Here is a 26,806-nt window from a genome sequence, read left to right on the forward strand (position 1 = left end):
AAACGACCCGATATGAGCACCGACACCCCCGCCCCCGAGAACACCACCGCCGGAGCCCGGCCCGGGCGCGCCCTCAACATCACACTGTGGATTCTGCAGGGCGTCCTCGGCGCGTTCTTCGTCATCGCCTCGGCGGCGCCGAAGCTGTTCGGCCAGTCCGACGCGGTCGAGGGCTTCGAGGTTCTCGGCGCCGGCGACTGGTTCAGGATCCTCATCGGCGTCCTCGAACTCGCCGGAGGCATCGGCCTGGTCGTCCCGCGCCTCTCCGGCCTGGCCGCGATCGGCCTCGGCCTGCTGATGATCGGCGCGGCCTACACCAACGCGTTCATCGTGGACGGGTACTGGCCCGTCGCCACGCCCCTGATCCTGCTCGTGATCGTCGCCTTCATCGCCTGGGGCCGCCGCGGTGAGACCCGCCGCCTCTTCACCAGGGAAGGCTGACGCCCGCCCGGGGGAGCCTCCCGCCGGCGGTTCCGGCGGGAGGCTCCCCCGGGTGCGCGTTCCGGCGGTGTTCCCGCTGGACCGGCCGGTTGTCGGTGCGATGTGGCATCATTCGCCACATGACCAGGAGAGCCGCCGAGGAGCAGTACCTGCTCGATCTGGCGCGGCTGCGCCGCGTCCGCGACCGGATCGACCGGGAGTACGCGCAGCCGCTGGACGTCGAAGCCCTCGCCCGCGGCGTCCACATGTCGGCCGGGCACCTCAGCCGCGAGTTCAAGCGGGCCTACGGCGAGTCCCCGTACTCCTATCTGATGACGCGGCGAATCGAGCGCGCGATGTCGCTGCTGCGCCGCGGCGACCTCAGCGTCACCGAGGTCTGCTTCACCGTCGGCTGCTCCTCGCTCGGCACCTTCAGCACGCGCTTCACCGAACTGGTCGGGATGCCGCCCAGCGAGTACAGGCTCAGGGAGGCGGACGCGACGGACGGGATGCCCACGGTGGTGTCGAAGTACGTCACCAGACCGGTCAGGAATCGAGAAGCCCCGGCCCGGAACCGCAATTAGGGTTGCGTCCATGGACATCACGATTCACAACACCTTCCTCCCGCAGGACGACCCGGAGGCCGCACTGGCCTTCTACCGCGACACCCTCGGCTTCGAGCTGCGCAACGACGTCGGCTACGACGGGATGCGCTGGCTCACGGTCGGCCCTCCCGGCCAGCCGGGCACGTCCATCGTGCTGCACCCGCCCGCCGCGGACCCCGGCGTCACCGACGAGGAGCGCCGTACCATCGCCGAGATGATGGCCAAGGGCACCTACGCCTCGGTCGTCCTTGCCGCCGCGGACGTCGACGGCGTGTTCGACCAGGTGCAGGCCAGCGGCGCCGAAGTCGTCCAGGAGCCGATCGACCAGCCGTACGGGGTGCGCGACTGCGCCTTCCGCGACCCGGCCGGCAACATGGTCCGCATCCAGGAGCGAAGCTGAACCCGCCGCCGTCCCGCGACCGCTGGACGGCGCACCGAACGACCCCGCCGGCGGCCGAGGAGCGGCCGTCGGCGCCGACCCCGACAGATGGAGAGACGATGAGCACGGACACCCGGTCCCCAGCGGCGCACGCCGCCGACAGCCACGACCTGATCCGCGTGCACGGCGCGCGCGAGAACAACCTCAAGGACGTCAGCGTCGAGATCCCCAAGCGGCGGCTGACGGTGTTCACCGGTGTGTCCGGTTCGGGCAAGAGCTCGCTGGTGTTCGACACCATCGCCGCCGAGTCCCAGCGGATGATCAACGAGACCTACAGCGCCTTCGTCCAGGGCTTCATGCCGAACCTGGCCCGCCCCGAGGTCGACTTCCTCGACGGGCTGACGACCGCGATCATCGTCGACCAGGAGGGGATGGGCGCCAACGTCCGGTCGACGGTCGGCACCGCGACCGACGCCAACGCGCTGCTGCGCCTGCTCTTCAGCCGGCTCGGGGACCCGCAGATCGGGCCGCCCACCGCCTACTCCTTCAACGTGCCGCGGCGGGTCGCCAGCGGCGTCATGACCTCCGACAAGGGCGACAAGCAGGTCGTGCGCAAGGCCGTCTACCACGGCGGCATGTGCCCGAACTGCGAAGGGCGCGGCACCGTCTCCGACATCGACCTCACCCAGGTCTACGACGAGTCCAAGTCGCTCAACGAGGGCGCGATCACCGTCCCCGGCTACAAGGTCGGCGGCTGGATGGTGCGCTTCTACGCCGAGTCGGGCTTCCTCGACCCGGACAAGCCGGTCCGCGACTACACGAAGCAGGAGCTCGACGACTTCCTCCACCACGAGCCCACCAAGGTGGACATCGGCGGCACGAACATGACCTACGAAGGGCTGATCCCGCGGATCCGGAAGTCCTTCCTCTCCAAGGACCCCGATTCCCTCCAGCCGCACATCCGCGCCTTCGTCGAGCGGGCGGCGACCTTCACCGCCTGCCCCGAGTGCGGCGGCACCCGGCTCAGCGAGTCCGCCCTGTCCTCGAAGATCATGGGCAAGAACATCGCCGACGTCTGCGCCATGCAGATCGACGACCTGAGCGAGTGGCTCCGGGGGCTCGACGAGCCCTCGGTGGCGCCGCTGGTCGCCGGGCTCCAGCACCTCCTCGACTCCTTCGTGGAGATCGGCCTGGGCTACCTCTCGCTCGACCGGCCCTCGGGCACGCTCTCGGGCGGCGAGGCCCAGCGCACCAAGATGATCCGCCACCTCGGCTCCTCGCTCACCGACGTCACCTACGTCTTCGACGAGCCGACGATCGGCCTGCACCCCCACGACATCCAGCGGATGAACAAGCTGCTGCTGCGGCTGCGCGACAAGGGCAACACGGTGCTGGTCGTGGAGCACAAGCCGGAGTCGATCGCCATCGCCGACCACGTCGTCGACCTCGGCCCCCGCGCGGGCACGGAGGGCGGCACCGTCTGCTTCGAGGGCACCGTCGAGGAGCTGCGCGGCAGTGACACCCTCACCGGCCGCCACCTCGACGACCGGGCCGTGCTGAAGGAGACGGTGCGCACTCCCAAGGGCAAGCTGGAGATCCGGGGCGCGAACACCCACAACCTCCAGGACGTCGACGTGGACGTCCCGCTCGGGGCGCTCGTCGTCGTCACCGGCGTCGCCGGATCGGGCAAGAGCTCGCTCATCCACGGCTCGCTCCCGGCCGGAGCGGGCGTGGTCTCGGTCGACCAGGGCGCGATCAAGGGCTCGCGGCGCAGCAACCCCGCGACCTACACCGGCCTGCTCGAGCCGATCCGCAAGGCCTTCGCGAAGGCCAACGGCGTGAAGCCCGCGCTGTTCAGCGCGAACTCCGAGGGCGCCTGCCCCACCTGCAACGGCGCGGGCGTCGTCTACACCGAGCTCGGCTTCATGGACACGGCCGCCACGCCGTGCGAGGACTGCGAAGGGAAGCGGTTCCAGGCCGAGGTCCTGGAGTACCGCTTCGGCGGCCGCGACATCGCCGAGGTGCTCGCGATGTCGGTGTCCGAGGCCGAGGAGTTCTTCGGCTCCGGCGAGGCCCGCACCCCCGCCGCGCACAAGATCCTGGAGCGGCTCGCCGACGTCGGGCTCGGCTACCTCAAGCTCGGCCAGCCGCTGACCACCCTCTCCGGCGGCGAGCGGCAGCGGCTCAAGCTGGCCGTCCACATGGCAGACAAGGGCGGGGTCTACGTCCTGGACGAGCCGACCACCGGCCTCCACCTCGCCGACGTCGAGCAGCTGCTCGCCCTGCTCGACCGGCTCGTCGACTCCGGCAAGTCGGTCATCGTCATCGAGCACCACCAGGCGGTCATGGCGCACGCCGACTGGATCATCGACCTCGGCCCCGGCGCCGGCCACGACGGCGGCAAGGTCGTCTTCGAGGGCACGCCCGCCGAGCTCGTGGCCGCCCGCTCCACGCTCACCGGCGAGCACCTCGCCGACTACGTCGGCGCCTGAGGGCGCCCGCGCGGCGGGGCCGCGGCGCTCCGAGCGCCGCGGCCCTACCGCAGGAGCGCGTCGACGCGGTCGGGGTCCAGGGCGTGCTCGATGACCATCACGCCCGCCCCGATCGCGCCGCTGGTCTCGCCGGTGCGCGCCGCGGCGATCCGCAGGTGCCTGGTCGCCAGCGGCAGTGAGCGCTGGTAGATGACCTCGCGCACCCCGGCGATCAGGTGGTCGCCGGCCAGGGCGAGGGAGCCGCCGATGACGATGATGGACGGGTTGAAGAAGTTGACGGCCCCGGCCAGGACCTCGCCGATGTCGCGCCCGGCCTGCCGGACGAGCCGCAGCGCCGGGACCGAGCCGGCGCGGGCGAGCCCGACCACGTCGAGCGAGCCGCTCGCCTCGACGCCCTGCTCGGTGAGCTTCGCGGCGATGGCCGCGCCCGAGGCCACGGCCTCGAGGCAGCCGGTGTTGCCGCAGCGGCACAGCGCCTCGTCGGCGCCGGAGACCTTGATGTGCCCCATGTCCCCGGCCGCGCCCTGCGCGCCCCGGTAGACCCGGCCCTCGGCGATGATGCCGCAGCCGATGCCGGTGGCGGCCTTGATGAACAGCAGGTGCTCCGAGTCGGGCCAGGCGCTGAAGTGCTCGCCGAGGGCCATGATGTTCACGTCGTTGTCGACCAGGACCGGGACGTCCCAGCGGCGCCTCACGTAGTCGGGCACGTCGAAGCCGTCCCAGCCGGGCATGATCGGCGGGTTGACGGCGCGGCCGGTGGAGTGCTCGACGGGCCCCGGCAGGCCGATGCCGACGCCGAGCAGGTCGGTCTCGGGCCGCCCGACCTCGTCGAGGAGCTTGTGCCCCCGCTCGACCACCCAGTCCAGGACCGGCTCGGGGCCGAGCGCGATGTCGAGGTCGGCGTTGGCGCCGGCCAGGACCTTCCCGGCCAGGTCGGTGACGGCGAGTCTGGCGTGGGTGGCGCCCAGGTCGGCGCCGAGGGTGATGCGGGCGGCCGGGTTGAACGCGAAGGTCGCCGGGGGCCGCCCGCCGGTGGAGGCGGTCTCGCCGGTGGGCGCGATGAGACCGGCGGCCAGGAGCGCGTCGATGCGGCCGGCGACCGTCGAGCGGGCCAGGCCGGTCAGCGTGGACAGCTCCGAGCGCGTCCTGGGCACGCCGTCGCGCAGCATCGGGAGCAGCGTGCCCGCTCCGGCCGGGGTCGTGGCGGCCGGGCGGCGCGGTTCGGCGGAATCATCTGTCACAGCACTAGTGAATCACATGGAGTGTGTCGGCGATTTGACGTAACTATTCCATAACATCGCACAACTTTTGCTTGCTTGATGTCATAAGTCGGCCCTAGGCTCACCGTATGGCTCCAGTCACAATAACCAGGCCGACGACGTACCGGGCCGCCATCATCGGCACCGGCTTCATGGGGCGGGTCCACTCCCACGCCATCGCCGTCGCCGGGGGCGAAGTGGCCGGCATCGCCGGGTCGAGCCCCGAGCGGGCCCGCGAGGCCGCCGACTCGCTCCGGGCCGCCGAGGTCTTCGACGACACCGACGAGCTCATCGCCGCCGCCGACGTCGTCCACATCTGCACCCCCAACCACCTCCACGCCCCCCTCGCCCTCGCCGCGATCGCCGCCGGCAAGCACGTGGTGTGCGAGAAGCCCCTCGCCACCGACGCCGCCACCGCCCAGGCCATGACCGAGGCCGCCCGCGAGGCCGGCGTGGTCGCCTCGGTGCCCTTCGTCTACCGCTTCCACCCCATGGTCCGCGAGGCCCGCGCCCGTGTCGCCGCCGGCGAGGTCGGCCGCCTCACCCTCGCCCACGGCTCCTACCTCCAGGACTGGCTGCTGCGGCCCGAGGACGACAACTGGCGCGTCGACGCCGACAAGGGCGGGGCCCTGAGGGCCTTCGGCGACATCGGCTCCCACTGGTGCGACCTGCTCGAGTTCGTCACCGGCGACCGCATCACCGCCGTCTCGGCCCAACTGGCCAAGGCCAACGCCACCCGCGGCGGACGCGAGGTCGCCACCGAGGACATCGTCACCCTCCAGTTCGTCACCGACGGCGGCATGGTCGGATCCACAGTGGTCAGCCAAGTCTCGGCCGGCCGCAAGAACCGCCTCTTCCTCGAGGTCTCCGGCTCGCGCGCCACCGTCGCCTTCGACCAGGAGCAGCCCGAGACGCTGTGGCTCGGCGGCCGCGACGGCAGCGCCGTCCTCGTCCGCGACCCCGAGACCCTCAGCCCCGACGCCGCCCGCCTCGCCCGCGTCCCCGCCGGACACGCCCAGGGCTACCAGGACTGCTTCAACGACTTCGTCGCCGACACCCGCGCCGCCATCGCCGGCGAGACGCCCGAAGGGCTCCCCGTCTTCGCCGACGGCCTGCGCGCCGCCCGCATCGCCGAGGCCGTCGCCGCCTCCGCGGACCGCCGGGACTGGGTGGAGGTGGCCGCATGAGCCAGGCCCCGGTGCTCGCCATGCGCGGCATCGACAAGTCCTTCCTCGGCGTCCCGGTGCTCCGCTCGGTGGACCTCGTGATCGAGCCGGGAGAGGTCCACGCCGTGGTGGGGGAGAACGGCGCCGGCAAGTCCACCTTGATGAAGATCCTCGCCGGCGTCCACACCGCCGACGCCGGCACCATCGAGCTGGGCGGCCGCGCCGTCTCCTTCACCCACCCCCTCCAGGCCCAGCACGCCGGGGTCGCCACCGTCTTCCAGGAGTTCAACCTCCTGCCCGAGCTCAGCGTCGCCGAGAACATCCACCTCGGGCGCGAGCCGAGGAGACGCGGCCTGATCGACCGCCGCGCCATGGCCGAGCGCACCGCCGCGCTCCTGTCCGACCTCGGCGTCGACGACCTCGCCCCCGCCGCGAAGGCCAAGACGCTCTCGGTCCCCCGCCAGCAGATCGTCGAGATCGCCAAGGCCATGTCCCAGGGCGCCGACCTCATCTGCATGGACGAGCCCACCGCCGCCCTGGCCGACGCCGAGGTCGAACTGCTCTACCGCCTCGTCGAGCGCCTCCGCGACAAGGGCGTGTCGGTCCTGTACGTCTCCCACCGGCTCCGCGAGATCTTCGACCTGTGCGACCGCATCACCGTCCTCAAGGACGGCGAGCGCGTCACCACCGTCGACACCGCCGACATCACCCCCGACGAACTGGTCACCGCCATGGTCGGCCGCCGGATCGAGGCCGTCTTCCCCGAACCGCTGCCCGGCACCGAGACCGGCGAGGTCCGCCTCGCCGTCACCGGCGGCGGCAACGCCCAGATCGACGGCATCGACCTCGAGGTCCGCGCCGGCGAGATCGTCGGCCTCGCCGGGCTCCAGGGCTCGGGCCGCACCGAGATCGCCGAGGCGGTCTTCGGCATCGAACCCTTCACCCGCGGCACCGTCGCGGTCGACGGCGAGACCCGGCGGATCACCGGGCCCCGCAAGGCCATCGCCGCCGGGATCGCCCTGGTCACCGAGGACCGCAAAGCCCAGGGCCTGGCCCTGAACCAGTCGGTCGGGGCCAACGCGCGCATGGTCCTCGACGCCAACGCCCGCGTCCACTCCCGCGCCCGGCTGGCCCGCATCAGCGGCATCCTCTCCAGTCTCGACCTCGTCTCCCGAGGCGAGGACCAGGAGGTCCAGTACCTCTCGGGCGGCAACCAGCAGAAGGTCGTCGTCGCCAAATGGCTCGCCGCCGAACCCGGCGTCATCGTCCTCGACGAGCCGACCCGCGGCATCGACGTCGGCGCCAAGCACAAGCTGTACGCCGTCATCCGCTCCCTCGCCGCCGAAGGCCTGGCCGTCCTGCTCATCACCTCCGAACTGATCGAGGTCATCGGCCTGGCCGACCGCATCGTGGTCCTCCACGACGGCCGCATCGCCGGGGAGCTGCCCGGCGGCGCCACCGAGCAGCAGGTGATGGCCTACGCGACCGGACGGAGCCCCGCATGAGCCTCCGCCGACTCGACACCACCGCCCTCATCTACCTGGCCCTCGCCGGGGTCGTCGCCATCGGCGGCATCGCCGTCGCCATCGACGGCGGCAACCTGTTCTCCACGGCCAACCTCGTCGACATGTTCACCCGCACCAGCCTGACCGGGTTCCTCGCCCTCGGCATGACCCTGGTCATCCTGTGCCGCTCGCTCGACCTGTCGGTCGGCTACACCGCCGCCCTCGCCAGCATGGTCGCGGCCACCACCATGGACGGCGACCCGAACCGCATCGTCCTCGGCGCCCTGGCCGCCCTGCTCGTGGCGGGCCTGGTCGGCGCCGCCAACGGCGCGATCGTCTCCTTCCTGGGCGTCAACCCCTTCATCGCCACCCTCGGGGTCGGCCTGATCATCAAGGGCTACCTCGACACCGAGTACAAGGGGCCGGCCGGGCTCGTGCCCACCGCCTTCCAGCAGTTCGGCTACAGCCGCATCGCGTTCGTCCCCGTCTCCACACTCGTGATGCTCGCCCTGGCCGCCGCCGGGATCTGGTTCCTGCGCTCGACGCGTACCGGCCACCACATGTACGCCGTCGGCGGCAACATCGACGTCGCCCGCATGTCCGGCGTCCGTACCAAGTCCACGCTCATGACCGCCCACATCCTCTGCGGCATGTTCGCCGGCGTCGCCGGGCTGCTCCTGGCCGCCCGCTTCGGCACCGGCTCGGCGACCGAGGCCTACAGCAACCTGTACGAACTCGACGCCATCGCCGCGGTCGTCCTCGGCGGCACCCTCCTCCTCGGCGGGCGCGGCGGCATCGCCGGGACCGTCGCCGGCGTTCTGATCCTGGCCGTCCTCGACACCGTCTTCAACGTCATGCAGATCAACCCCTTCGCCAAGGACGTGCTGCGCGGCGCGATCATCATCACCGCCGTCGCCATCTACGCCCGCCGCCAGCTCAGCCGTACCGCCCGCAGACCCAGATTCGCCGCCGCGGGCACCGCCGCGGACACAGGGAGGCCGTGATGGGACGCATCCGCACCGCCGCGGCCGCCCTCGCAGGCGGCGGCACCGGCACCGTCTTCGCCCTGCTGGCGGCCATCTTCATCGCCGTCGCCTTCACCAACCCCGGCTTCTTCGAGGGACCGTCGCTGATGGCGTTCCTCAAGCAGGCCGCGCCGCTGGTGATCCTCGCCGCCGGGCAGTACTTCGTCATCGTCTCGGGCAACTTCGACCTCTCGGTGGGCGCCCTGGTCGGCGCCCAGGTCGTCATCGCCGCCCGCCTGATCGACGGCGAGGAGTCCCGGACCCTCCCGGTCATGGGCGTCATGCTCCTGTTCGGGCTCGCAGTCGGGCTCGTCAACGGCCTCGTCACCACCGCGCTGAAAGTCCAGTCGTTCATCACCACCCTCGGCATGATGCTCGTGCTCACCGGCGCGATCCGCCTGTGGACCGGCGGCGCTCCCACCGGGAGCCTGTCCGAGGCCTTCCGAGGCCCCGGCCGGCGCGGCATCGACGACGTGCCGCTGATCGGCCAGATCCCCTGGGCGGTGCTCATCATGATCGGCGTCGGCGCCGCCGCGATCTGGCTCATGCGCACCCGCTTCGGCCGCGTGCTCGTCGCGAGCGGCGACAACGAGCTCGCCGCGGAACTCTCCGGAGGACGCGTGGACACCGTCCGCACCGTCGCCTTCGTCCTCTCCGGACTCTCGGCGACCGTCGCGGGCGTCCTCATCGGCGGCTACGCGGGCGTCAGCGCCCAGGTCGGCCAGGGCATGGAGTTCACCGTCATCACCGCGGTCGTCCTCGGCGGCGTGGTCCTCGGCGGCGGCCGCGGCGCGGTCGTCGCCGCCATGGCCGGCGCGCTCACCATCGAGGCCCTGTTCGCCCTGTTCAACCAGATGGCCCTCCCGTCCACGATCCGGCCCGCCGCGCAGGGCCTGATCATCATCGCCGCCGTCGCCTACGCCGCCAAGCGGCGGACGCGCCGGCCGGTCGCAGCGACCGCAACCACGAACGCCAATCCCTCATGAGAAGAAGGTTCCGCATCATGCAGACAACCCGCCTGGCCCTCGCGTCGGCCGCAGCCGTAGGGCTGCTGCTGGCCGTCGGCTGCACCACCGATGAGATCCCAGAAGCCGAGACCACCGAGGAGGCCACCGCCTCCACCGAAGAGGAGTGGTTCGTCCAAGCCGACTACGAGGAGCAGCTCGCCCAGCGCGACATCGAACCCGAAGGCGACCCGACCACGCCGTGGCTCCAGGCCATCGAGCCCGAATGGGTCGACACCTCCGAGTACGCCGTCGACGGCGGCGACCACACCGTGTGCTTCTCGAACGCCTCGGTGTCCAACCCGTGGCGCGTCACCGGCTGGATCACCATGCAGCAGCAGGTCGAGGTCCTCCAGGAGGCCGGCGAGATCGGCGAGTTCCTCCACTCCGACGCCGCCGACGACGACGAGAAGCAGATCTCCGACATCCAGGCGTTCATCGACTCCGGCGAGTGCGACGCGCTGCTCATCTCGCCGTCGACGACCGCGACCCTGACTCCGGCCGTCGAGGCCGCCTGCGAGTCCGGGATCCCCGTGGTCGTCTTCGACCGCGGCGTCAACACCGACTGCGCCGTCACCTTCATCCACCCGATCGGCGGCTACGCCTTCGGCGCCGACGCCGCCGAGTTCCTCGTCGACAACCTCGAACCGGGCTCGACCGTGCTCGCGCTGCGCATCCTGCCCGGCGTCGACGTCCTCGAGCACCGCTGGGCCGCCGCCCAGGAGATCTTCGCCGACTCCGAACTGGAGATCCTCGGCAACGAGTTCACCGGCGGCGACGCCGCCGAGATCAAGAACATCGTCACCCAGTACCTCCAGCGCGGCGAGGTCGACGGCATCTGGATGGACGCCGGCGACGGCGCCGTGGCCGCCATCGAGGCCTTCGAGGACGCCGGCCAGCCCTACCCGGTCATGACCGGCGAGGACGAGCTGTCGTTCATGCGCAAGTGGAAGGAGACCGGCATGACCGCGCTCGCCCCGGTCTACTCCAACTTCCAGTGGCGCACGCCCGTCCTGGCCGCCACGATGATCCTGAACGGCGAGCAGGTCCCGAAGGAGTGGGTCCTGCCGCAGGAGCCGATCACCGAGGCCGAACTCGACGACTACCTGGAACGCAACGAGGACATGCCCTCGCTGCACTACGCCAAGTTCGGCGGCGAGGACCTGCCGGGCTTCCCCGACGCCTGGCGGGACCGTTGAACCGAGCCGTAGGCGTCAACACCTGGGTCTGGGCCTCGCCGCTCGACGACGAGGCCCTGGCCCGGCTCGCTCCGAGGATCCGCGAGTGGGGCTTCGACACGATCGAGCTGCCCGTGGAGCGACTCGGCGATTGGGATCCGGGCCGAGCCGCCGAGCTGCTCGGCGGGCTCGGCCTGGACACCACCGTCGTCCTGGTCATGGGGCCCGGCCGCGAACTCGTCGCCGCGCCCGGCCACGTCGTCGCCGACACCCAGGACTACCTGCGCGGCGTCGTCGACGCGGCCGCGGCCGTCGGCTCGCCGGTCATCGCCGGCCCGGCCTACGCCTCGGTCGGCCGCACCTGGCGCGTCGAGGACCGGCCCGCGGCCTACCGCGAACTGCGCGAGGCCCTCGCGCCGGTGGCCGACTACGCCGCCGAACGCGGCGTCACCGTCGCCGTCGAACCGCTCAACCGCTACGAGACCAGCCTGGTCAACACCGTCGACCAGGCTCTCGAAGCGCTGGACGGCCTGGCCGGGTGCGCGCTGGCCCTGGACGTCTACCACATGAACATCGAGGAGACCGACCTCCCGGCCGCGATCGCCCGCGCCGAGGGGCGCATCGGCCACGTCCAGGTGAGCGCGAACGACCGGGGCGCGCCCGGACGCGACCACCTCGACTGGCGCGCCATCTTGCGCGCACTGGACGGGGCGGGGTACAACGGGCCGGTGGTCATCGAATCGTTCACCGCGCACAACGCCACGATCGCCACCGCCGCCTCCATCTGGAGGCCCCTGGCGCCCACGCAGGACGCCATCGCCGTAGACGGACTGAGACACCTGAGGAGCCTGGAAGTTGACTGACCTCATCGCCGCCGCCGCCCCCAGGGCCATGCCTCCCCGGCCCCTGGCGCCCACGCAGGACGCCATCGCCGTAGACGGACTGACCTACCTGAGGAGCCTCATCGATGCCTAGACCCATCACGCTGTTCACCGGCCAGTGGGCGGACCTGCCGTTCGAGGAGCTGTGCCGCCTGGCCTCCGGCTGGGGCTACGACGGACTCGAGATCGCCTGCTGGGGCGACCACCTCGACGTCCGCCGCGCCGCGGTCGACGACGACTACGTCGCCGACCGCAAGGCGATCCTCGAATCGCACGGCCTCGGCCTGTGGGCGATCTCCAACCACCTCGTCGGCCAGGCCGTCTGCGACGACCCGATCGACCAGCGCCACAAGGCGATCCTGCCCGCCCACGTGTGGGGCGACGGCGACCCCGAAGGCGTCCGCCGCCGCGCGGCCGAGGAGCTCAAGACGACCGCCAGGGCCGCCGCGAAGCTCGGCGTCGACACCGTCATCGGCTTCACCGGCTCGGCGATCTGGAAGTACGTCGCGATGTTCCCGCCGGTCGACGACGAGACCATCGAGGCGGGCTACGACGACTTCGCCGAACGCTGGAACCCGATCCTGGACGTCTTCGACGAGGTCGGCGTGCGCTTCGCGCACGAGGTCCACCCCTCCGAGATCGCCTACGACTACTGGTCGACCCACCGGGCGCTCGAGGCGGTCGGGCACCGCACCGCCTTCGGCCTGAACTGGGACCCCAGCCACATGGTGTGGCAGGGCATCGACCCGGCGGCGTTCCTGTGGGACTTCCGCGACCGGATCTACCACGTCGACTGCAAGGACACGCGCCTGCGCTTCGACGGCCGCAACGGACGCCTGTCCTCGCACCTGCCGTGGGGCGATCCCAGGCGCGGCTGGGACTTCGTCTCCACCGGGCACGGCGACGTGCCGTGGGAGGACTGCTTCCGGGTGCTGAACGCGATCGGCTACGCCGGCCCGATCTCCGTCGAGTGGGAGGACGCCGGGATGGACCGCCTGCGGGGCGCCGCCGAAGCGGTGGGCTTCGTCCGCGATCTCGCCTTCGACCGGCCCGAGGCGTCCTTCGACTCGGCGTTCAGCTCCGACCGGGGGGAGTGACCGGCTCGGATCGGTCGGGGAACCGCTCGTCGACGACCCGGAGGTGCGGCGCGAACCGCGCCACGGCCGCCGCCACCTCCGGGGCGCGCCGATGCGACAGCCTGGCGCTGTGCTTCTGGATCCCGCCGGGCAGCCATTCGGGGACGCCGTTGTCGCGCAGGTCGGCGGGCCCCCACCGCTTCGCGTCGGCGGCCCGCTGGAACGCCCTGGTCCGCTCGGTGTCCCGCACCAGCCCCACCTGCGGCCGCCAGCCGGGGATGAAGCCGAGCCGCCTGACCCTCCTGCGCCACACCACGACCCGGTCGAGCTCCTCCCACTTCGCCCGCGCGTTGCCCTTGCCGTGGAGGCGGGCCCCCTCGGCGTCGGCGTGCAGGACCTTGGGCCGGCGGAGGAAGAAGATCACCAGCACCAGCGAGAAGCCGAGCGCCGCCGTCCCCATGTACAGGGGCTCGGTCCAGGCCCACGACTCGATGTCGTAGTCCATGGTGATCCGGTTCCAGTGGTGGACCGTGCCGGACCCGGCCCCGATCATGGCGAGCGGGGTGACGATGAGCGTCGCGATCCCGAGCGCCAGCCCGAACCAGCCGGGCGCCTGAACGCGGTCGGTGACCGTGACCGGTGCGGCGTCGTCAGACATGAGTGGTCCTTCCGTGCGGGGGCGGAGCTCGATTATGCCCGCGCCGTCGCTAGGACCCGGCCGCGGTCACCGGGGCGGTCGCGGTCGCCACGAGATCGCCTCGACCGGTCGCGTGCCGGTCTCGTCCCGGCTCTCGGAGGCTGTCGGCTCGCCGACGGCGAAGCCGAACCGCAGGCCCCCGAACCGGTCGCCGCCCGCGCCTAGACCTTCGGGACGGCGGCCTCCAGGAGGCGGCGGACCTTGTCCAGGTTCGCCTCGAACATGGCGAACACCGCCTCCTGGGTCACCGGCTCCACCTCCGGGTCCTCGGCGAGCCCGGCGTCGTAGTCGGTGACCAGAGCGATCCCCGCGAACGGGATGGCGGCCTCCGCGGCGAGGGCCGCCTCGGGGGCCTGGGTCATGTTGACGACGTGCCATCCGGCCTCGCGGTGCCAGCGCGATTCGGCCCGGCTGGAGAAGCGCGGCCCGTTGATCACCACGACGGTGCCGCCGTCGTGGGCGGCGGCGCCGACCTCGGCGGCGGCGTCGAGCACGACCCGGCGCAGCCGCTCGTCATAGGGCTCGGCGAACGGCGTGTGGACCGGGCCCGATTCGAACTCGTCGTAGAACGTGGACGGCCGCCCCCAGGTGCGGTCGACGACCTGGTCGCACACGACGAACTCGCCGGGGCGGATCTCCGGGCGCAGCGAGCCGGCCGCGAACGGCGAGATCAGCGCCCGCACTCCCAAGCGGCGCATGACGTCCACGTTGGCTCTGTAGTTGACCTTGTGGGGCGGGAAGCGGTGGTCGGTGCCGTGCCGTGGCAGGAACGCCACCCGCACCGAATCGAATTCGGCGACGGTGACCGGCGCCGACGGCGCGCCCCACGGGGTGTCGACCTCGACGGTCGCGGCGGTCTTCGCCAGGGTGTAGAAGCCGGTGCCGCCGAAGACGCCGACATCGGCCCGGATCTGCTCGTTCACGTCCTGCTCCTCATCGTCCGCGCGCGGCCCGGCGCGCCCGCGCCAGCTGCGCCCGCATGTCCTTGACGGCGCGGAGGGTCCCGCCGACCGTCCCGGTGACCTTGCTCTTGCCGAGCCTCGGCCGGTAGGGGACCGGGACCTCGGCGATCCGCCACCCGGCGAGCCCGGCCCGCAGCACCATCTCCAGCGGCCAGCCCGAGCGCCGGTCGGTGATCCCCAGGCCCAGCAGCGCCTCGCGCCCGGCGGCCCGCATCGGGCCGATGTCGGTGGCGCTCGCCCCGCAGTAGCGGCGGACCCGCCCGGCCAGGTACCGGTTCGCGACCCGGCTGTGCGGCGCCAGCGCCTCCGGCGGCCTCGCGCCGAGCACGAGATCGGCCTCGCCGTCCAGGACCGGCGCGCACACCTTCGGCAGCTCGCCCGGGTCGAGGGAGGCGTCGCAGTCCATGAACGCCACCAGCGGGGCGCTCGCCGCGGCGAGCCCGGCGTAGCAGGCTGCGCCGAAGCCGCGCCGCGACTCGGCCACCACCGCCGCGCCGAGCTCGGCGGCGAGCGCTCCCGAGCCGTCCTCGGATCCGTTGTCGACCACGATCGGCCGGTACCCCTCGGGCATCCGCTCCAGCACCCACGGCAGCGCCTCGCGCTCGTTCAGCACCGGCAGCACCACGTCCACGGTCGCCGTGCCGTCCCCGAGCAGTGATCGCACCCGCCGCGCGGTCCGCGTCCCCGGCGCGAGGGCGGCGATCGCCCGGGCGTCGTCGGCGTCGTCGAGGTCCCGCAGCACCGGCAGCTCCGCCACGGACAGCCCGAGTGCCTGCAGGTGCTTGTGCTGGAGCAGCCCCGTGTCGCTCTGGCTCATCGGCACGTCCGAGAAGGCCTCGGGGTGCGGTTCGGCGAAGCCGATCGCCCACCAGCCGCCGTCCTCGGCCAGCCCCAGCGCCGCCCCGTGCGAGCCGTCGGCCACGGCGGCGAGGCACGAGTCGAGCAGCTCGGGCGTCACCTGCGGCGTGTCCATGCCGATCTGGAGGCCCGGGCCGCCCGCGGCCGCCCAGGCGGCGGCCAGCCGCTCGTTGAACGTCCCCTCGATCTGGGGGACCACCTCGAAGCCCTCGGGCAGCCAGGGGCCGGGCTCGCCGTCGAGCGCGACGACGAGGCGCTCGGCCCCGCACGAGGCGACCGCCTCGAGGGTGTCGGCGAGCGCCGCCTCCGCGACCGCCGCTGACTCTACAGTGGTCAACGGTGGGGCGAGTCTGGTCTTCACCCGGCCCGGTACGGGGGCCTTCGCCATGACGAGGAGATGCGTCCGCTGCATGAGTGCGATGGTACGTTTCGAGGAGTCTGTCCGGGGCTGGGAGAACCTTACGGTCTGCGAAAGTCTCGGCCCAAAAGATGACGGGGCGCTCTCAGATCGGTCAAGGTATTCCCATGGACTCCGAAGCCGAGCCGCGCGTGCTGGTCGTCGACGACGACTCCGCGCTGGCCGAAGTCGTCGCCCGCTACCTGCGGCGCGAGGGCTTCGAGGTCGACTACGCGCCCGACGGCGAGGCGGGCCTGCGCCGCGCCCTCGACACCCTCCCCGACCTGGTCGTCCTCGACCTCATGATGCCCGGCATGGACGGCTTCGAGGTCTGCCGCAGGCTGCGCCGGGCCACCTCGATCCCCGTGGTCATGCTGACCGCGCTCGGCGAGGAGAACGACCGCATCGCCGGGCTCGACCTCGGCGCCGACGACTACGTCACCAAGCCGTTCTCCCCGCGCGAGCTCGCCGCCCGCGTCCGCGCCGTCCTGCGCCGCGCCCGCGGCGCCGCCGTCGCCGAGGTCCTCACCGGCGGCGGCCTCGAGGTCGACACGGTCGCCCACGAGGTCCGCCGCAAAGGCGAGCCCGTCACGCTCACCACCAAGGAGTACGACCTGCTCGTGTGCTTCCTGACCAATCCCGGCCGGGCCTTCCGCCGCGAAGAGCTCCTCGAGACCGTGTGGGGCTGGAGCATCGGCGACACCTCCACCGTCACCGTCCACGTCCGGCGCCTGCGCGAGAAGATCGAGGACGACGCCTCCGCGCCGGCCTGCCTCAAGACCGTCCGCGGCGTCGGCTACCGGTGGGAGGGCTGATGCGCCGCCGTGCCGGGTCGCTCCTGATCCTCGCGGTCGCCCTCGCGGCCGCCACCGCCCTCGCCGTCGCCTTCGACTTCCCGCCGCGGGACATCGCGGTCCTCATCGCCATCGCCGCGGTCGCCTCCTCGGTGGCCGGCGTCGTCGGCGGGCTCGTGCTGCGGCGCCTGCGCAGCCGCCCCGCCCGCGTCCAGACCATGACCGTCGCCCTCTCGGCGGTCCTGGTCGCCGCCACCGGCGTCGTCACCGCCGCGCTGGCCATGTTCATCTCCCTGCACGACCTCGTCGTCCTCTTCGTCGTGTTCATCGTCGCCTCCGGTGTCGCCTTCGGCGCCGCCTGGCAGCTCGGCGACGACATCGGCGCGGGCGCCGAGCAGGTCGGCGCCTACGCCCGCACCATGGTCGGCAGCGACGGCCATGTCAGCGCCGAGCGGGCGCCCGCGGTCACCGGCCCCGGCGAACTGGCCGCGCTCGCGCGCGAGCTCGCCGAGGTCTCCCGCCGCCTGGAGACCTCCCAGCAGCGCGAACGCGCCCTCGAATCGTCCAGGCGCGAGCTCATCGCCTGGGTCTCCCACGACCTGCGCGCGCCGCTCGCCACCATCAGGGCGATGGCCGAGGCCCTCGACGACGACATCGTCGACGACGACGCCACCGTCAAGCGCTACCACTTCCAGATCCGCACCGACGCCGAACGGCTCACCGCGCTCGTCGACGACCTGTTCGAACTGTCCCGCATCAACAGCGGCTCGCTCCGGCTCGGCGCCGAGAAGGTCGACCTCTCGGACGCCGTCGCCGACGCGATCGCCGACGTCGCCTCCGCCGCCGACGTCAAGGGCGTCGCCGTCGTCGAGCGCCTCCCGGCGCTCCCGCCCGTCGAGGTCTCGGCCCGCGAATGCTGCCGCGCCCTGGACAACCTGCTCGACAACGCCATCCGGCACACCCCGCCGGGCGGCGCCGTCCGCATCGAAGCCGAAACCGGGGGCGGCGACGGCGCGGCCCTGCTCCACATCGCCGACGAGTGCGGCGGCATCCCCGAGGCGGACCTGCCGCGCGTGTTCGACATCGCCTTCCGCGGCGACGAGGCCCGCCAGCGGGACGAGCGCGGCGGCGGCCTCGGCCTGGCCATCGCCCGCGGCCTCATCGAGGCCCACGGCGGCGCCGTCTCGGTCGCCAACGCCGAGCGCGGCTGCCGCTTCACCGTCAGGCTCCCCGCCGGAGGCGGCCGGTGACCGATCGGCGCCGGGCGGCCCTGAGCGCCGCCGTCCTCATCGCCTGGGCGCTGTTCCTCGCCGTCGTGTGGGTGCTCGGCCAGTACAAGGAGGCGAACACCGAGGAGCACCTCGCGCTCGGCGCGATGCCCCTGTTCGGCCGCTGGGAGTGGCACCTCGGCCCTCAGCTGCTCGTCCCCGCCCTGACCGGCGCGCTCGTCATCGCCTTCCTGCCCGCGATCGCCGCGCGGTGGCGGTGGCGCTGGACGGCCCTCGCCACCGCCGCCGCCGCCGTGGCGCTCAGCCTCGCGCTGGCCTACGCCCACTCCCACCCCGGCACGTGGGAGGACCTCCACCACCACTACGCGCAGAACGCCCGCTACATCGACGACGCCGGCGGCCTCGCCCCCTTCCTGGAGAGCTACACCGACGTCCAGCTGGCGGGCGAGTTCCCCGTCCACCTCCAGTCGCACCCGCCCGGCCTGGTCGTGTTCTTCTGGGCCGCATCGCAGATCGGGCTGTCGGGGCTGCTGTTCGAGAATGCCGTCATCATGCTCGCCGTCGCGGCCTCGGTCCTGGCCGCCCTGGCGATCGGCCGCGACGTCGCCGGTGAGCGGCTCGCCCGCCGCGCCGCGCCGTTCCTGGTCGTCGCCCCCGCCGCGTTCTGGCACACCAACGCCGACATCATCTTCGGCGGCGTCGCCCTCAGCGCCGTCGCCTGCCTCGTCCTCGCCACGAACCGCACCGGCGCGAGGGCCGCCTGGCTGACCGCCGCGGGCGGGCTGCTCGCCGGGGCCGCGCTCATGCTGTCGTTCTCCAGCGCCCTGTTCGCCATCCCCGTCGTCGTCATCGCCGTCTGGCGCCGCCGCTGGAGGGTCCTCCTCGCGGGCGGCGCGCTGGCGGCGCTGGTCGTGCTCGCGCCGCTGCTGTGGGGCTACTGGTGGCTCGACGGCTTGACGACCACTCGCGTCCGCTACTACGCGGGTGTGGCCTCGGCGCGCGGCTACTGGTACTTCCTCATCGCCAATCCGGCGGTGTTCGCGCTCGCGCTCGGCCCGGCGACCGCGGTCGCCCTCGCCAGATTGAGAGACCGGCGCATGTGGATCGTCGTCGGCTCGATCCTCGCCGCCGTGGCCGTCGCCGACGTCTCGGGCATGTCCTCGTCCGAGACCGAGCGGATCTGGCAGCCGTTCATGCCGCTGGCGCTCCTGGCCGGATGCGCCCTGCCGCGCCCGCGCCCCTGGCTGGTCCTCCAACTGGCCGTCGCACTCGCCCTCGCCGCCGCACTGCGCGTGCAGTGGTGATCCGGAAAGGAAGGCTGAAACCCATGCGCGTACTGGTGACCGGAGGCGCCGGATTCATCGGCGGTGCCGTCTGCGAGCAGCTCGCCGCCCGCGGCGACGAGGTCGTCGTCCTCGACTCCCTCGCCGCCCACAAGGACCCGCCCGAGCACCTGCCGGACTCGGTCGAGCTCATCGTCGGCGGCCTCACCGACGAGGCGGCCGTGCGCCGCGCCGTCGACGGCGTCGACGCCGTGTGCCACCAGGCGGCGCGCGTCGGCCTCGGCGTCGACTTCGACGACGTCGCCGACTACGTGGCCGACAACGACGGCGGCACGGCGCACCTCCTGCGGGCCCTGTGGCGCCGCTCCTTCACCGGGCGCCTCGTCGTGGCCTCCTCCATGGTCGTCTACGGCGAGGGCCGCTACCGGTGCGGCGCGCACGGACTCGTCCGAGCCGAGGCGCGGCGCGCGGCCGACCTCGACGCGGGCCGCTTCGAGCCGCGCTGCCCGCACTGCGGCGCCGAGCTCGCCTGGGCGCCCGTGCCCGAGGACGCCCCGCTCGACCCGCGCAACGTCTACGCCGCCACCAAGGTCCACACCGAGCACCTGTCGTTCCTGTACGGCCGCGAATCGGGCGCGAGGGTGTGCGCCCTGCGCTACCACAACGTCTACGGCCCCGGCATGCCCCGCGACACCCCGTACGCGGGCGTGGCCAGCGTCTTCCGCAGCGCCTTCGAGGCCGGGGAGGCGCCGCGCGTGTTCGAGGACGGGGCGCAGACGCGCGACTTCGTCCACGTCCGCGACGTCGCCCGCGCCAACGTCCTCGCGCTCGACTCCGCGTGGACGGGCGCGTGCAACGTCGCCAGCGGCGAGCCGCGCACCGTCGGCGAGATGGCCGAAGCGCTCGCCGCCGGCTTCCCCGACGCCTCGACGCCCGTCGTGACCGGGGAGTACCGGCTCGGCGACGTCCGCCATGTCGTCGCCTCGCCCGAGCTCGCCGCCGACGCGCTCGGCTTCCGCGCCGAGACGGGCTTCGCCGAGGGCATGGCCGCCTTCGCCCACGACCCGCTCCGCTGAACGTCAAGCGGCGGGGCCGTCGCGGCCCGCGGTGAGATGGCCGAAGCGCTCACCGCCGAGCGGTCGTCCGAGGTCCACCGCCCAGCGGTGAGAGTGGACGCCGACACCCGCGCCCCCGTGTCGCGCCGACCCGCCGACCGGGCGCGGCGACAGCGCCGGGGTCCGCTGGAGGGAGCGGGCCGGGTAACCTGCTCACAGCGACGGAACCCATCGAGCCGGAGGTTCGCACATGGCAGGGCTGCCCACCCGCAGGAGTCTCTCCCAGACCCCGCCCGTGCAGGCGGGCATCCTGCTCGGCGTCGGCTTCGCGCTCGCCGCCGCCCTGGTGTGGGCGGTCACCGAACTGCGGACCCTCCTCATCGTCCTGGTCGTGGCCGGATTCCTCGCGATCGGCATGAACCGGCCGGTCTCGCTGATGACCCGGCGCGGCCTGCCCCGCTGGCTGGCCGTGATGATCCTGATCTTCAGCCTGTTCCTGCTGATCTGCGGCGGCATCGGCCTCATCATCCCCATCGTCGTGCGCGAGGGCACCGAGTTCATCCAGGCCGCCCCGGGCTACTGGGAAGACCTCATGTCCAGTTCGCTGCTGGAGCGTTTCGGCGGCGAGACGAGGATCCTCGAACAGGCCCAGTCGTTCCTGACCGGCGAGAACATCTCCAACGCGCTCGGCGGCTTCCTCGGCGGCGTCGCCACGGCCGCCGGCGCGATCGGCTGGTTCACCACCTGCGTGATCCTGGCGCTGTTCATCCTCGGCGGCCACGACCGCATCCGCGGCGGCGCGCTGCGCCTCGTCGCCGCCTCCAAGCGCGACCGGGCCGCCGAGCTGCTCGACCAGATCCTCCAGCAGGTCGGCGCCTACCTCATCGGCGCCCTCGCCATCGCGGTCGTCGCCGGCGCCTCCTCGTGGATCTTCATGGCCATCGTCGGCATCCCCTACGCCGCGATCCTGGCCGTCGTGGTCGCCATCAGCGACCTCATCCCGCAGATCGGCGCCACCATCGGCGCGATCATCGTGACGCTGGTGGCCCTGACCGTCTCGCCGACGACCGCACTGATCTCGGTGATCTTCTTCCTGCTCTACCAGCAGCTGGAGAACTGGCTCATCTACCCGACGGTCATGCGCAGCGCCGTCAAGGTCTCCGACCTCGCCTCGATCGTCAGCGTCCTGATCGGCGCGGCGCTCTTCGGCGTCATCGGCGTCATCCTGGCGATCCCCTTCTACGCCGCGGTCCGCCTCATCATCCGCGAACTGGTCTTCCCCCGCCTCGACGAGAGCTGAGCGCCGCCTGCCCGATACGGCGCCGCCGCACGTAATGCCAGGTGAGCGCCAGCAGCAGCGGCGGCCACACCACCATCGTCGAGTAGTAGACGAGCACGTCCCGCCCTGGTTGCCCGCAGCCGGGAGGCAGCGGATTCTTCGGCGGCCGATCGCCCGCGCCGTAGACGAAGAAGGCGGCCACCGCCAGCGCGCCAGCCACCGCCAGGGCCGCTGCGAAGACCACTGGCACCGCTCGGCCGCCGACCACCGGGATCCACCGCGGGAACACCTCGCCCCACGGCCGGATCAGGCCGAACGCCAGCAGCGCGCAGCCGAGTTGCACGGTCGGCAGGATCGCGATGATGTAGACCCACTCGAACACCGGTGTGACCGCCGTGTTGACGCATGGATTGTCACCGGTCGCCAGCGCGCTGACCGCCATCTGCATCCGCCACACGACCGACGGCATGACCGAGGCCAGCACTCCCCACGCGGCGAGCTTCGCCCAGCGCGGCACCAGCTCCGGCCGGAACGTCGGAAGCGTCCGCTGTGTCTGCATGGTCCACTCCTCGTCTCGCGCCGCCCGCGCGGCGGCGATGGCACCACCTTCCGCGCCGAGGCCGCCCGCCGCCTCCCGCGACGGCGGGAACCGCCTCCCCCGACCGGGGGAGGCTCGGCGACATCGGACTACGCGCTCCGGCGCCCCGGCCCGTACTGTGATGACGATGTTGACCAAGGCCCGCCGGGCGTTCACCGTGTGGCGTTTCGGCGGATACGCCAGGAACCGCCGCGACGCCGTCGCCCGACTGTGGACGCTGCTCAGGCGCCTGCCCCGCAACCGGCCCATGCGCGACGCGGACACCGGCACCGTCTACCTCCTGATGTCCCCGCCCGCCGACGAGGACGCCATCTACCCGTGCGCGGTCGAGACCGGCGAGGACGGGACGCGGACGCTGTGCGTCTACGACTCCATCCGCCGCAGGCCCGCCGACGCGCCCGTGCCGCCGCTCATCCGCGCCGCCAGGCCCTTCGTCGCCGGGAAGGTCGACCACGACACCGTCCTGTGGCACCTGCCCGAGATCTTCGCCTTCGATGACAGCCGCAACGTCACCGACGCCGAACTCGACGATCTCCACACGCGGCTGCTGAGCCTCTACGACGCGTACCAGGCGATCTGAGCGGCTACAGTCGAATCGGCGAAGCGGTTGGACCCCGACCGCTCGCACCCGAGAAAGGGAACCCGATGACCGACACGGCAGCCAGCGCCCTGTACGAGCGGCTCGGCGGCGAGGCGGGCATCCGCCGCACCGTCGAGGCCTTCTACGCCTCGGTACTGCGCGACCCGCTCCTCCAACCCCTGTTCGGCGAGGGCGCGCCCCACCACGTCGACCACCTGACCGCCTTCCTGGCCGAAGTGTTCGGCGGCGCCACCCGCTACACCGACGAACTGGGCGGCTTCGCCGCCATCCTCGCCGCGCACCGCGGCCTCGCCGTCACCGACGAGCAGCGGCAGCGGTTCGTCGAGCTGTTCGACGCCGCCGCGAAGGAGCAGGGCCTGTCCGACGACGCGGCGGTCCTCGGGGAGGTCCACGACTACATGGTCTTCGGCACCGAAGTGGCACAGGTCAACTCGCACGCCGACAACGATGGGGACCTGCACCCCTGCCAGGAGGTGCCGCGCTGGCCGTGAGTTCCGATCGGCGCCCGGCGCGCTTGGCGGGCCGGGCCGGGCGGCCGTAGGCTGGCTCAGCGGCACCGCCTCGCGCCGCCGCCCCGCCAGCCCGCCAAGCGAATCGGATCCGCCCATGTTCGGCACCGTCGACCTGTGGACCTACGTGGTCGCCACCGTCCTGATCATCCTGCTGCCCGGCCCCAACTCGCTGTACGTGCTGTCGGTGGCCTCCAGGCGGGGGCGCAGGGCCGGGTTCGCGGCGGCCGCGGGCGTCCTCTGCGGCGACTCGGTCCTCATGGTCGCCTCGGCCGCGGGCCTCGCCTCGGTGTTCGCGGCCTCCCCGTTCCTGTACAACGCCGTCCGCTGGGCCGGGGTGGTCTACCTCGTCTATCTCGCCTCCGGCCTGCTCGTCTCCGGCTGGAAGGCCTGGAGGGCCGCCCGGCGCGGCGAGGCGCTCGCGGACGCCGCGGCGGCGATCGCCGCCGCGGCCCCGGCGCGGGCCGAGCGCCCCTACGTGCGCGCGCTCATCGCGAGCCTGCTCAACCCCAAGGCGATCCTGTTCTTCGTGGCGTTCTTCGTCCAGTTCGTGGACCCCGCCTACGAGTGGCCGGTGCTGAGCTACCTGGTCCTGTACCTCATCTGCCAGTTCTGCTCGGCGACCTACCTCTCGACGCTCATCGTCACCGGCGACCGCTTCGCGCGCCTGTTCCGCGAGCGCCGCCGCCTCGCGGCCGCCGGGAACGGCCTGGTCGGCGCGGTGATGATCGGCTTCGCGGCCAAGCTCGCCACCGGCTGAGCCGCCGCCCGCCTCGACGGCGCCGGCCCGATCCGCCAACTGCGCTACACCACCCTGCCGGTCCTCCCTGGGGCCCGGCGGGAGCCTGGCCTCGGCCACGCCCACCCCCACCGACACCGGCTTCGACAACTACGTCCGCCGGTTCACCGAGACCGACTACGGCCGCTGGTGCCTCAACTCCCTGTACGTGGCGACCCTGCACATGGTCGGCAGCGTCCTCCCGGCGGCCTTGTGCGGATGCGTGTGCTCGCGCGTCCGCCTCCGCGGCCGCAAGGCCGGGCTGCTGAGTATCCTGATCCTCCAGATGTTCCCGTCCTTCCCGACCTCCATCGCCGTCTACATGCTCTTCCTCAACTTCGGGCTGCTCGACTCGCTCACCGGCCTGGCGCTGGTGAGCATCGCCGCGGCCCTGCCGTACAACATCTGGCTGACGAAGGGCTGCACCGACAGCCTCCCCGCCAGTCTCGACGAGGCCGCCGCGATCGAGGCGGCCGGCGCGGTCGTGCCGGCGGTGCCGATCACGATCCTCTACATCGTCCTCCAGCGCTACCTCGTCACCGGGGCCGCCGCCGGGGCGGAGAAAGGCTGAGCATGATGGTTCCCGTCCGCGGCGCCGACGTGTCGATGACCGAGGAGGTCGAGTCCCTCGGCGGCGCCTTCCGTGCCGACGGGCGCGAACGCGAGCTGTTCGGCCTCCTCGCCGAGTCCGGCGTCAACACCGTCCGCCTGCGAACCTGGGTCGACCCCTACGACGAGACCGGGGCGCCCTACATGGGCGGCACCAACGACCTCGAGGCCACGGTCCGGCTCGCCCGCCGCGCCGGGGACAGCGGCCTGGGGCTCCTGCTCGACCTCCACTACTCCGACTTCTGGGCCGACCCCAAGAAGCAGTCGACCCCCAAGAGCTGGAGGCGCCTCACCGGAGAGGCCCTCGAAGCGAAGGTGCACGAGTACACCGCCGAGGTCCTCGCCCGCCTCGACGCCGAGGGCCTCGCGCCCGAGATGGTCCAGGTGGGCAACGAGATCACCAACGGGATGCTGTGGCCAGAGGGCCGGACCCCGCGCTTCGACGACGGGGCCCGCGCCTTCGGCCCCGACGACGAGCCCGCCTGGGACCGGCTCGCCGGGCTCCTCAAGGCCGGGCTCGCCGCGGTGCCCGAAGGCGTCCGATCGGTGATCCACCTCGACTTCGGCGGCGCGAACGAGCTGTACCGCGGCTGGTTCGACCGCGCCCTCGCCCGCGGCGTCGACTGCGACGTCATCGGCCTGTCGTACTACCCGTTCTGGCATGGCACCCTGGACGACCTGTCGCGCAACATGAACGACATCGCGACCCGCTACGGCAAGGACGTCCTGGTCGTCGAGACCGCCTGCGCCCACACCGAGGCCTCGCCCGAGGGGCACCGCTCGCTCGTCACGCCCGAACTGGTCGCGAAGGCCGGCTACCCTGCCGACGCCGACGGCCAGGCGCGCTTCCTGCGGGACCTCTACGCCGCCGTCGCCGCCGTTCCCAACGGGCACGGCCTCGGCGCCGTCTACTGGGAGCCCGCCTGGCTGCCCGTCGACGGCACCACCTGGGCCTCCCGGGCGGGCATGGAGTACGGCGACGACGTCGGCGAAGGCGGCAACGGGTGGGCCGGACTGACCCTGTTCGACTTCGACGGCGACGCACTGCCCGCGCTGCGGGCGCTCGGCGGCGCCTGAGCGTCGGGAGGTCTTCTTCCCCTTGGGAGGCCTCCCGGCGGCTCGACGGGCGGGGATAATGGTTTGAAAGCGAGGGAGTGTTGTGCAAGTGGCACGGAAACGACCGACGATCAACGATGTCGCGGCGGCCTCGGGTGTCTCGCGCGGCACGGTCTCGCGCGTCCTCAACGAGAAGGGGAACGTCTCGCTGGCGGCCGAGACGGCGGTGCGCAGGGCCGTGGCCGAGACCGGCTACGTCGTCAACCGCGCCGCCCGCAGCCTCAAGACCAACCGCACCGGCTCGATCGTCATGGTCCTGTCCGAACCGCAGGAGCGGCTGTTCGAGGACCCGAACTTCAGCGTGCTCATGCGCGTGGCCACGAACCAACTGGCCGAGCGCGACATGTCGCTGGTGCTCATGGTCGCCGGCGACGACGGCGGCCGCGACCGCGTGGCCCGCTACCTGCGCGGCGGCCACGCCGACGGCGCCCTGCTCATCTCGACTCACTCCGGCGACCCGCTCCTGGAGGCCATCGAGCGCTCGGACGTGCCCGCCGTCGCCTGCGGCGCCGTGCTGGGCCGCGAATCGGTCATCCCCTACGCCGCGGCCGACGACCGCGGCGGCGCCCGCGCCATGACCGAATACCTGGTGGCGCGGGGGCGCCGCAGGATCGGCATGATCACCGGCCCGCTCGACACGCCCGGCGGCTCGCTCCGCCTCGAAGGCTTCACCAGCGTCCTGGGCCGCAGGGCCACCAAGCAGATGGTCGTCCACAGCGATTACAGCCAAGCCGGCGGCGAGGCGGCCATGCGGCGGCTGCTGGAGACCGTCCCCGACCTCGACGCGGTCTTCGTCGCCTCGGACCTCATGGCCGCCGGAGCGCTCCAGGTCCTCCACACCGCGGGCCGCCGGGTGCCCGACGACGTGGCCGTGGGCGGCTTCGACGACTCGGCCGTCGCCACCGCCACCAGGCCGATGCTGACGACGGTGCGCCAGCCGCTGGCGACGGTCGCCGAGGAGACGGTCCGGCTCCTCACCGCCCTGCTCGACGACGAGCCGGTCGAGCCCGTCGTCCTGCCGACCGAACTGATCATCCGCGAGTCCGCCTGA

At 72.5% G+C, this 26,806-nt stretch carries 27 protein-coding genes; 22 read left to right on the top strand and 5 right to left on the bottom strand.

The features are described from left to right. The first annotated feature begins 12 nt into the window (after positions 1–12). From YWW_RS0119665 to YWW_RS0119680, 4 genes are all read left to right on the top strand, one after another. Positions 13–441, top strand: coding sequence for a DoxX family protein (locus YWW_RS0119665; RefSeq protein ID WP_026931448.1), 429 nt, complete (start codon positions 13–15; stop codon positions 439–441). Positions 442–560: 119 nt separating this feature from the next. Beyond that, positions 561–1,004, top strand: a complete 444-nt coding sequence (locus tag YWW_RS0119670) for a helix-turn-helix transcriptional regulator (protein WP_026931449.1) — start codon at positions 561–563, stop codon at positions 1,002–1,004. A gap of 10 nt (positions 1,005–1,014) precedes the next feature. Beyond that, entirely contained in the window at positions 1,015–1,425 is a 411-nt protein-coding gene (locus tag YWW_RS0119675; RefSeq protein WP_026931450.1) for a VOC family protein, read from the top strand. Between the two features lie 98 nt (positions 1,426–1,523). Further along, positions 1,524–3,896, top strand: a complete 2,373-nt coding sequence (locus YWW_RS0119680) for an ATP-binding cassette domain-containing protein (protein WP_026931451.1) — start codon at positions 1,524–1,526, stop codon at positions 3,894–3,896. Between the two features lie 44 nt (positions 3,897–3,940). On the opposite strand, the gene YWW_RS0119685 is transcribed toward YWW_RS0119680, so the two are convergent. Next, entirely contained in the window at positions 3,941–5,137 is a 1,197-nt protein-coding gene (locus YWW_RS0119685; protein ID WP_026931452.1) for an ROK family transcriptional regulator, read from the bottom strand. Positions 5,138–5,244: 107 nt separating this feature from the next. On the opposite strand from YWW_RS0119685, the gene YWW_RS0119690 reads away from it, so the two are divergent. The 7 genes from YWW_RS0119690 to YWW_RS0119725 all read left to right on the top strand — a co-directional run bounded on the left by YWW_RS0119690 (position 5,245) and on the right by YWW_RS0119725 (position 13,011). Next, entirely contained in the window at positions 5,245–6,342 is a 1,098-nt protein-coding gene (locus YWW_RS0119690; RefSeq protein ID WP_026931453.1) for a Gfo/Idh/MocA family protein, read from the top strand. Then, the gene (locus YWW_RS0119695) at positions 6,339–7,826 is read left to right on the top strand and encodes a sugar ABC transporter ATP-binding protein (RefSeq protein WP_026931454.1); all 1,488 of its coding nucleotides are present in this window, start codon (positions 6,339–6,341) and stop codon (positions 7,824–7,826) included. The genes YWW_RS0119690 and YWW_RS0119695 overlap by 4 nt, the downstream gene beginning before the upstream one ends. Further along, a complete protein-coding gene (locus tag YWW_RS31700) occupies positions 7,823–8,830 on the top strand; it encodes an ABC transporter permease (protein ID WP_035704732.1) in 1,008 nt (335 codons plus the stop codon). Before YWW_RS0119695 ends, YWW_RS31700 begins: the two co-directional genes overlap by 4 nt. Further along, positions 8,830–9,837, top strand: coding sequence for an ABC transporter permease (locus YWW_RS31705; protein WP_051326066.1), 1,008 nt, complete (start codon positions 8,830–8,832; stop codon positions 9,835–9,837). The genes YWW_RS31700 and YWW_RS31705 overlap by 1 nt, the downstream gene beginning before the upstream one ends. Before the next feature lie 17 nt (positions 9,838–9,854). Then, positions 9,855–11,054, top strand: a complete 1,200-nt coding sequence (locus tag YWW_RS0119710; RefSeq protein WP_026931455.1) for a substrate-binding domain-containing protein — start codon at positions 9,855–9,857, stop codon at positions 11,052–11,054. After that, entirely contained in the window at positions 11,051–11,896 is an 846-nt protein-coding gene (locus YWW_RS0119715) for a sugar phosphate isomerase/epimerase family protein (RefSeq protein WP_026931456.1), read from the top strand. Before YWW_RS0119710 ends, YWW_RS0119715 begins: the two co-directional genes overlap by 4 nt. 104 nt (positions 11,897–12,000) lie before the next feature. Further along, complete coding sequence (locus YWW_RS0119725; RefSeq protein ID WP_026931457.1) at positions 12,001–13,011, top strand: sugar phosphate isomerase/epimerase family protein; 1,011 nt, start codon at positions 12,001–12,003, stop codon at positions 13,009–13,011. On the opposite strand, the gene YWW_RS31710 is transcribed toward YWW_RS0119725, so the two are convergent. From YWW_RS31710 to YWW_RS37495, 3 genes are all read right to left on the bottom strand, one after another. After that, positions 12,989–13,648 (bottom strand): hypothetical protein, encoded by a 660-nt coding sequence (locus YWW_RS31710; RefSeq protein WP_051326067.1) that lies wholly within the window; start codon positions 13,646–13,648, stop codon positions 12,989–12,991. The genes YWW_RS0119725 and YWW_RS31710 overlap by 23 nt on opposite strands. A 200-nt stretch (positions 13,649–13,848) precedes the next feature. After that, positions 13,849–14,610 carry an S-methyl-5'-thioadenosine phosphorylase gene (locus tag YWW_RS0119735; protein ID WP_026931458.1) on the bottom strand — a complete coding sequence of 254 codons (762 nt, stop codon included), beginning with the start codon at positions 14,608–14,610 and terminating at the stop codon, positions 13,849–13,851. A 10-nt stretch (positions 14,611–14,620) separates the two neighbouring features. After that, complete coding sequence (locus tag YWW_RS37495; RefSeq protein ID WP_081883577.1) at positions 14,621–15,919, bottom strand: DUF2064 domain-containing protein; 1,299 nt, start codon at positions 15,917–15,919, stop codon at positions 14,621–14,623. Between the two features lie 113 nt (positions 15,920–16,032). On the opposite strand from YWW_RS37495, the gene YWW_RS0119745 reads away from it, so the two are divergent. The 5 genes from YWW_RS0119745 (at position 16,033) to YWW_RS31720 (ending at position 21,565) form a co-directional block, all read left to right on the top strand. Beyond that, on the top strand, positions 16,033–16,719 hold the full coding sequence (locus YWW_RS0119745) for a response regulator transcription factor (RefSeq protein ID WP_026931460.1): 687 nt from the start codon (positions 16,033–16,035) through the stop codon (positions 16,717–16,719). Continuing rightward, positions 16,719–17,948: a sensor histidine kinase gene (locus tag YWW_RS0119750; RefSeq protein WP_051326068.1), complete on the top strand. Its 1,230-nt coding sequence runs from the start codon at positions 16,719–16,721 to the stop codon at positions 17,946–17,948. The genes YWW_RS0119745 and YWW_RS0119750 overlap by 1 nt, the downstream gene beginning before the upstream one ends. Further along, entirely contained in the window at positions 17,945–19,231 is a 1,287-nt protein-coding gene (locus YWW_RS31715) for a hypothetical protein (protein WP_051326069.1), read from the top strand. The genes YWW_RS0119750 and YWW_RS31715 overlap by 4 nt, the downstream gene beginning before the upstream one ends. A gap of 23 nt (positions 19,232–19,254) precedes the next feature. Beyond that, on the top strand, positions 19,255–20,286 hold the full coding sequence (locus YWW_RS0119760; RefSeq protein WP_026931462.1) for an NAD-dependent epimerase/dehydratase family protein: 1,032 nt from the start codon (positions 19,255–19,257) through the stop codon (positions 20,284–20,286). Positions 20,287–20,515: 229 nt separating this feature from the next. After that, positions 20,516–21,565 (top strand): AI-2E family transporter, encoded by a 1,050-nt coding sequence (locus YWW_RS31720; RefSeq protein ID WP_081687596.1) that lies wholly within the window; start codon positions 20,516–20,518, stop codon positions 21,563–21,565. On the opposite strand, the gene YWW_RS0119770 is transcribed toward YWW_RS31720, so the two are convergent. Then, positions 21,525–22,103 (bottom strand): hypothetical protein, encoded by a 579-nt coding sequence (locus YWW_RS0119770; RefSeq protein ID WP_026931463.1) that lies wholly within the window; start codon positions 22,101–22,103, stop codon positions 21,525–21,527. The two genes, YWW_RS31720 and YWW_RS0119770, sit on opposite strands and share 41 nt — an antisense overlap. Positions 22,104–22,269: 166 nt before the next feature. Between YWW_RS0119770 and YWW_RS0119775 the strand changes: the two genes are divergently transcribed. The 6 genes from YWW_RS0119775 to YWW_RS0119800 all read left to right on the top strand — a co-directional run bounded on the left by YWW_RS0119775 (position 22,270) and on the right by YWW_RS0119800 (position 26,806). Continuing rightward, positions 22,270–22,722, top strand: a complete 453-nt coding sequence (locus tag YWW_RS0119775; protein ID WP_155830279.1) for a hypothetical protein — start codon at positions 22,270–22,272, stop codon at positions 22,720–22,722. 65 nt (positions 22,723–22,787) lie between these two features. After that, positions 22,788–23,234, top strand: a complete 447-nt coding sequence (locus tag YWW_RS0119780; protein ID WP_026931465.1) for a group II truncated hemoglobin — start codon at positions 22,788–22,790, stop codon at positions 23,232–23,234. Between the two features lie 115 nt (positions 23,235–23,349). Continuing rightward, on the top strand, positions 23,350–24,012 hold the full coding sequence (gene leuE / locus YWW_RS0119785; RefSeq protein WP_026931466.1) for a leucine efflux protein LeuE: 663 nt from the start codon (positions 23,350–23,352) through the stop codon (positions 24,010–24,012). 187 nt (positions 24,013–24,199) lie between these two features. Next, the gene (locus tag YWW_RS31725) at positions 24,200–24,601 is read left to right on the top strand and encodes an ABC transporter permease subunit (RefSeq protein WP_051326071.1); all 402 of its coding nucleotides are present in this window, start codon (positions 24,200–24,202) and stop codon (positions 24,599–24,601) included. A 2-nt stretch (positions 24,602–24,603) separates the two neighbouring features. Then, positions 24,604–25,716 (top strand): glycoside hydrolase family 53 protein, encoded by a 1,113-nt coding sequence (locus tag YWW_RS0119795; protein ID WP_026931467.1) that lies wholly within the window; start codon positions 24,604–24,606, stop codon positions 25,714–25,716. An 88-nt stretch (positions 25,717–25,804) separates the two neighbouring features. After that, the gene (locus YWW_RS0119800) at positions 25,805–26,806 is read left to right on the top strand and encodes a LacI family DNA-binding transcriptional regulator (protein ID WP_026931468.1); all 1,002 of its coding nucleotides are present in this window, start codon (positions 25,805–25,807) and stop codon (positions 26,804–26,806) included.

The organism is Glycomyces tenuis DSM 44171 (genome assembly GCF_000427885.1).
Classification (GTDB): Bacteria; Actinomycetota; Actinomycetes; order Mycobacteriales; family Micromonosporaceae; genus Glycomyces; species Glycomyces tenuis.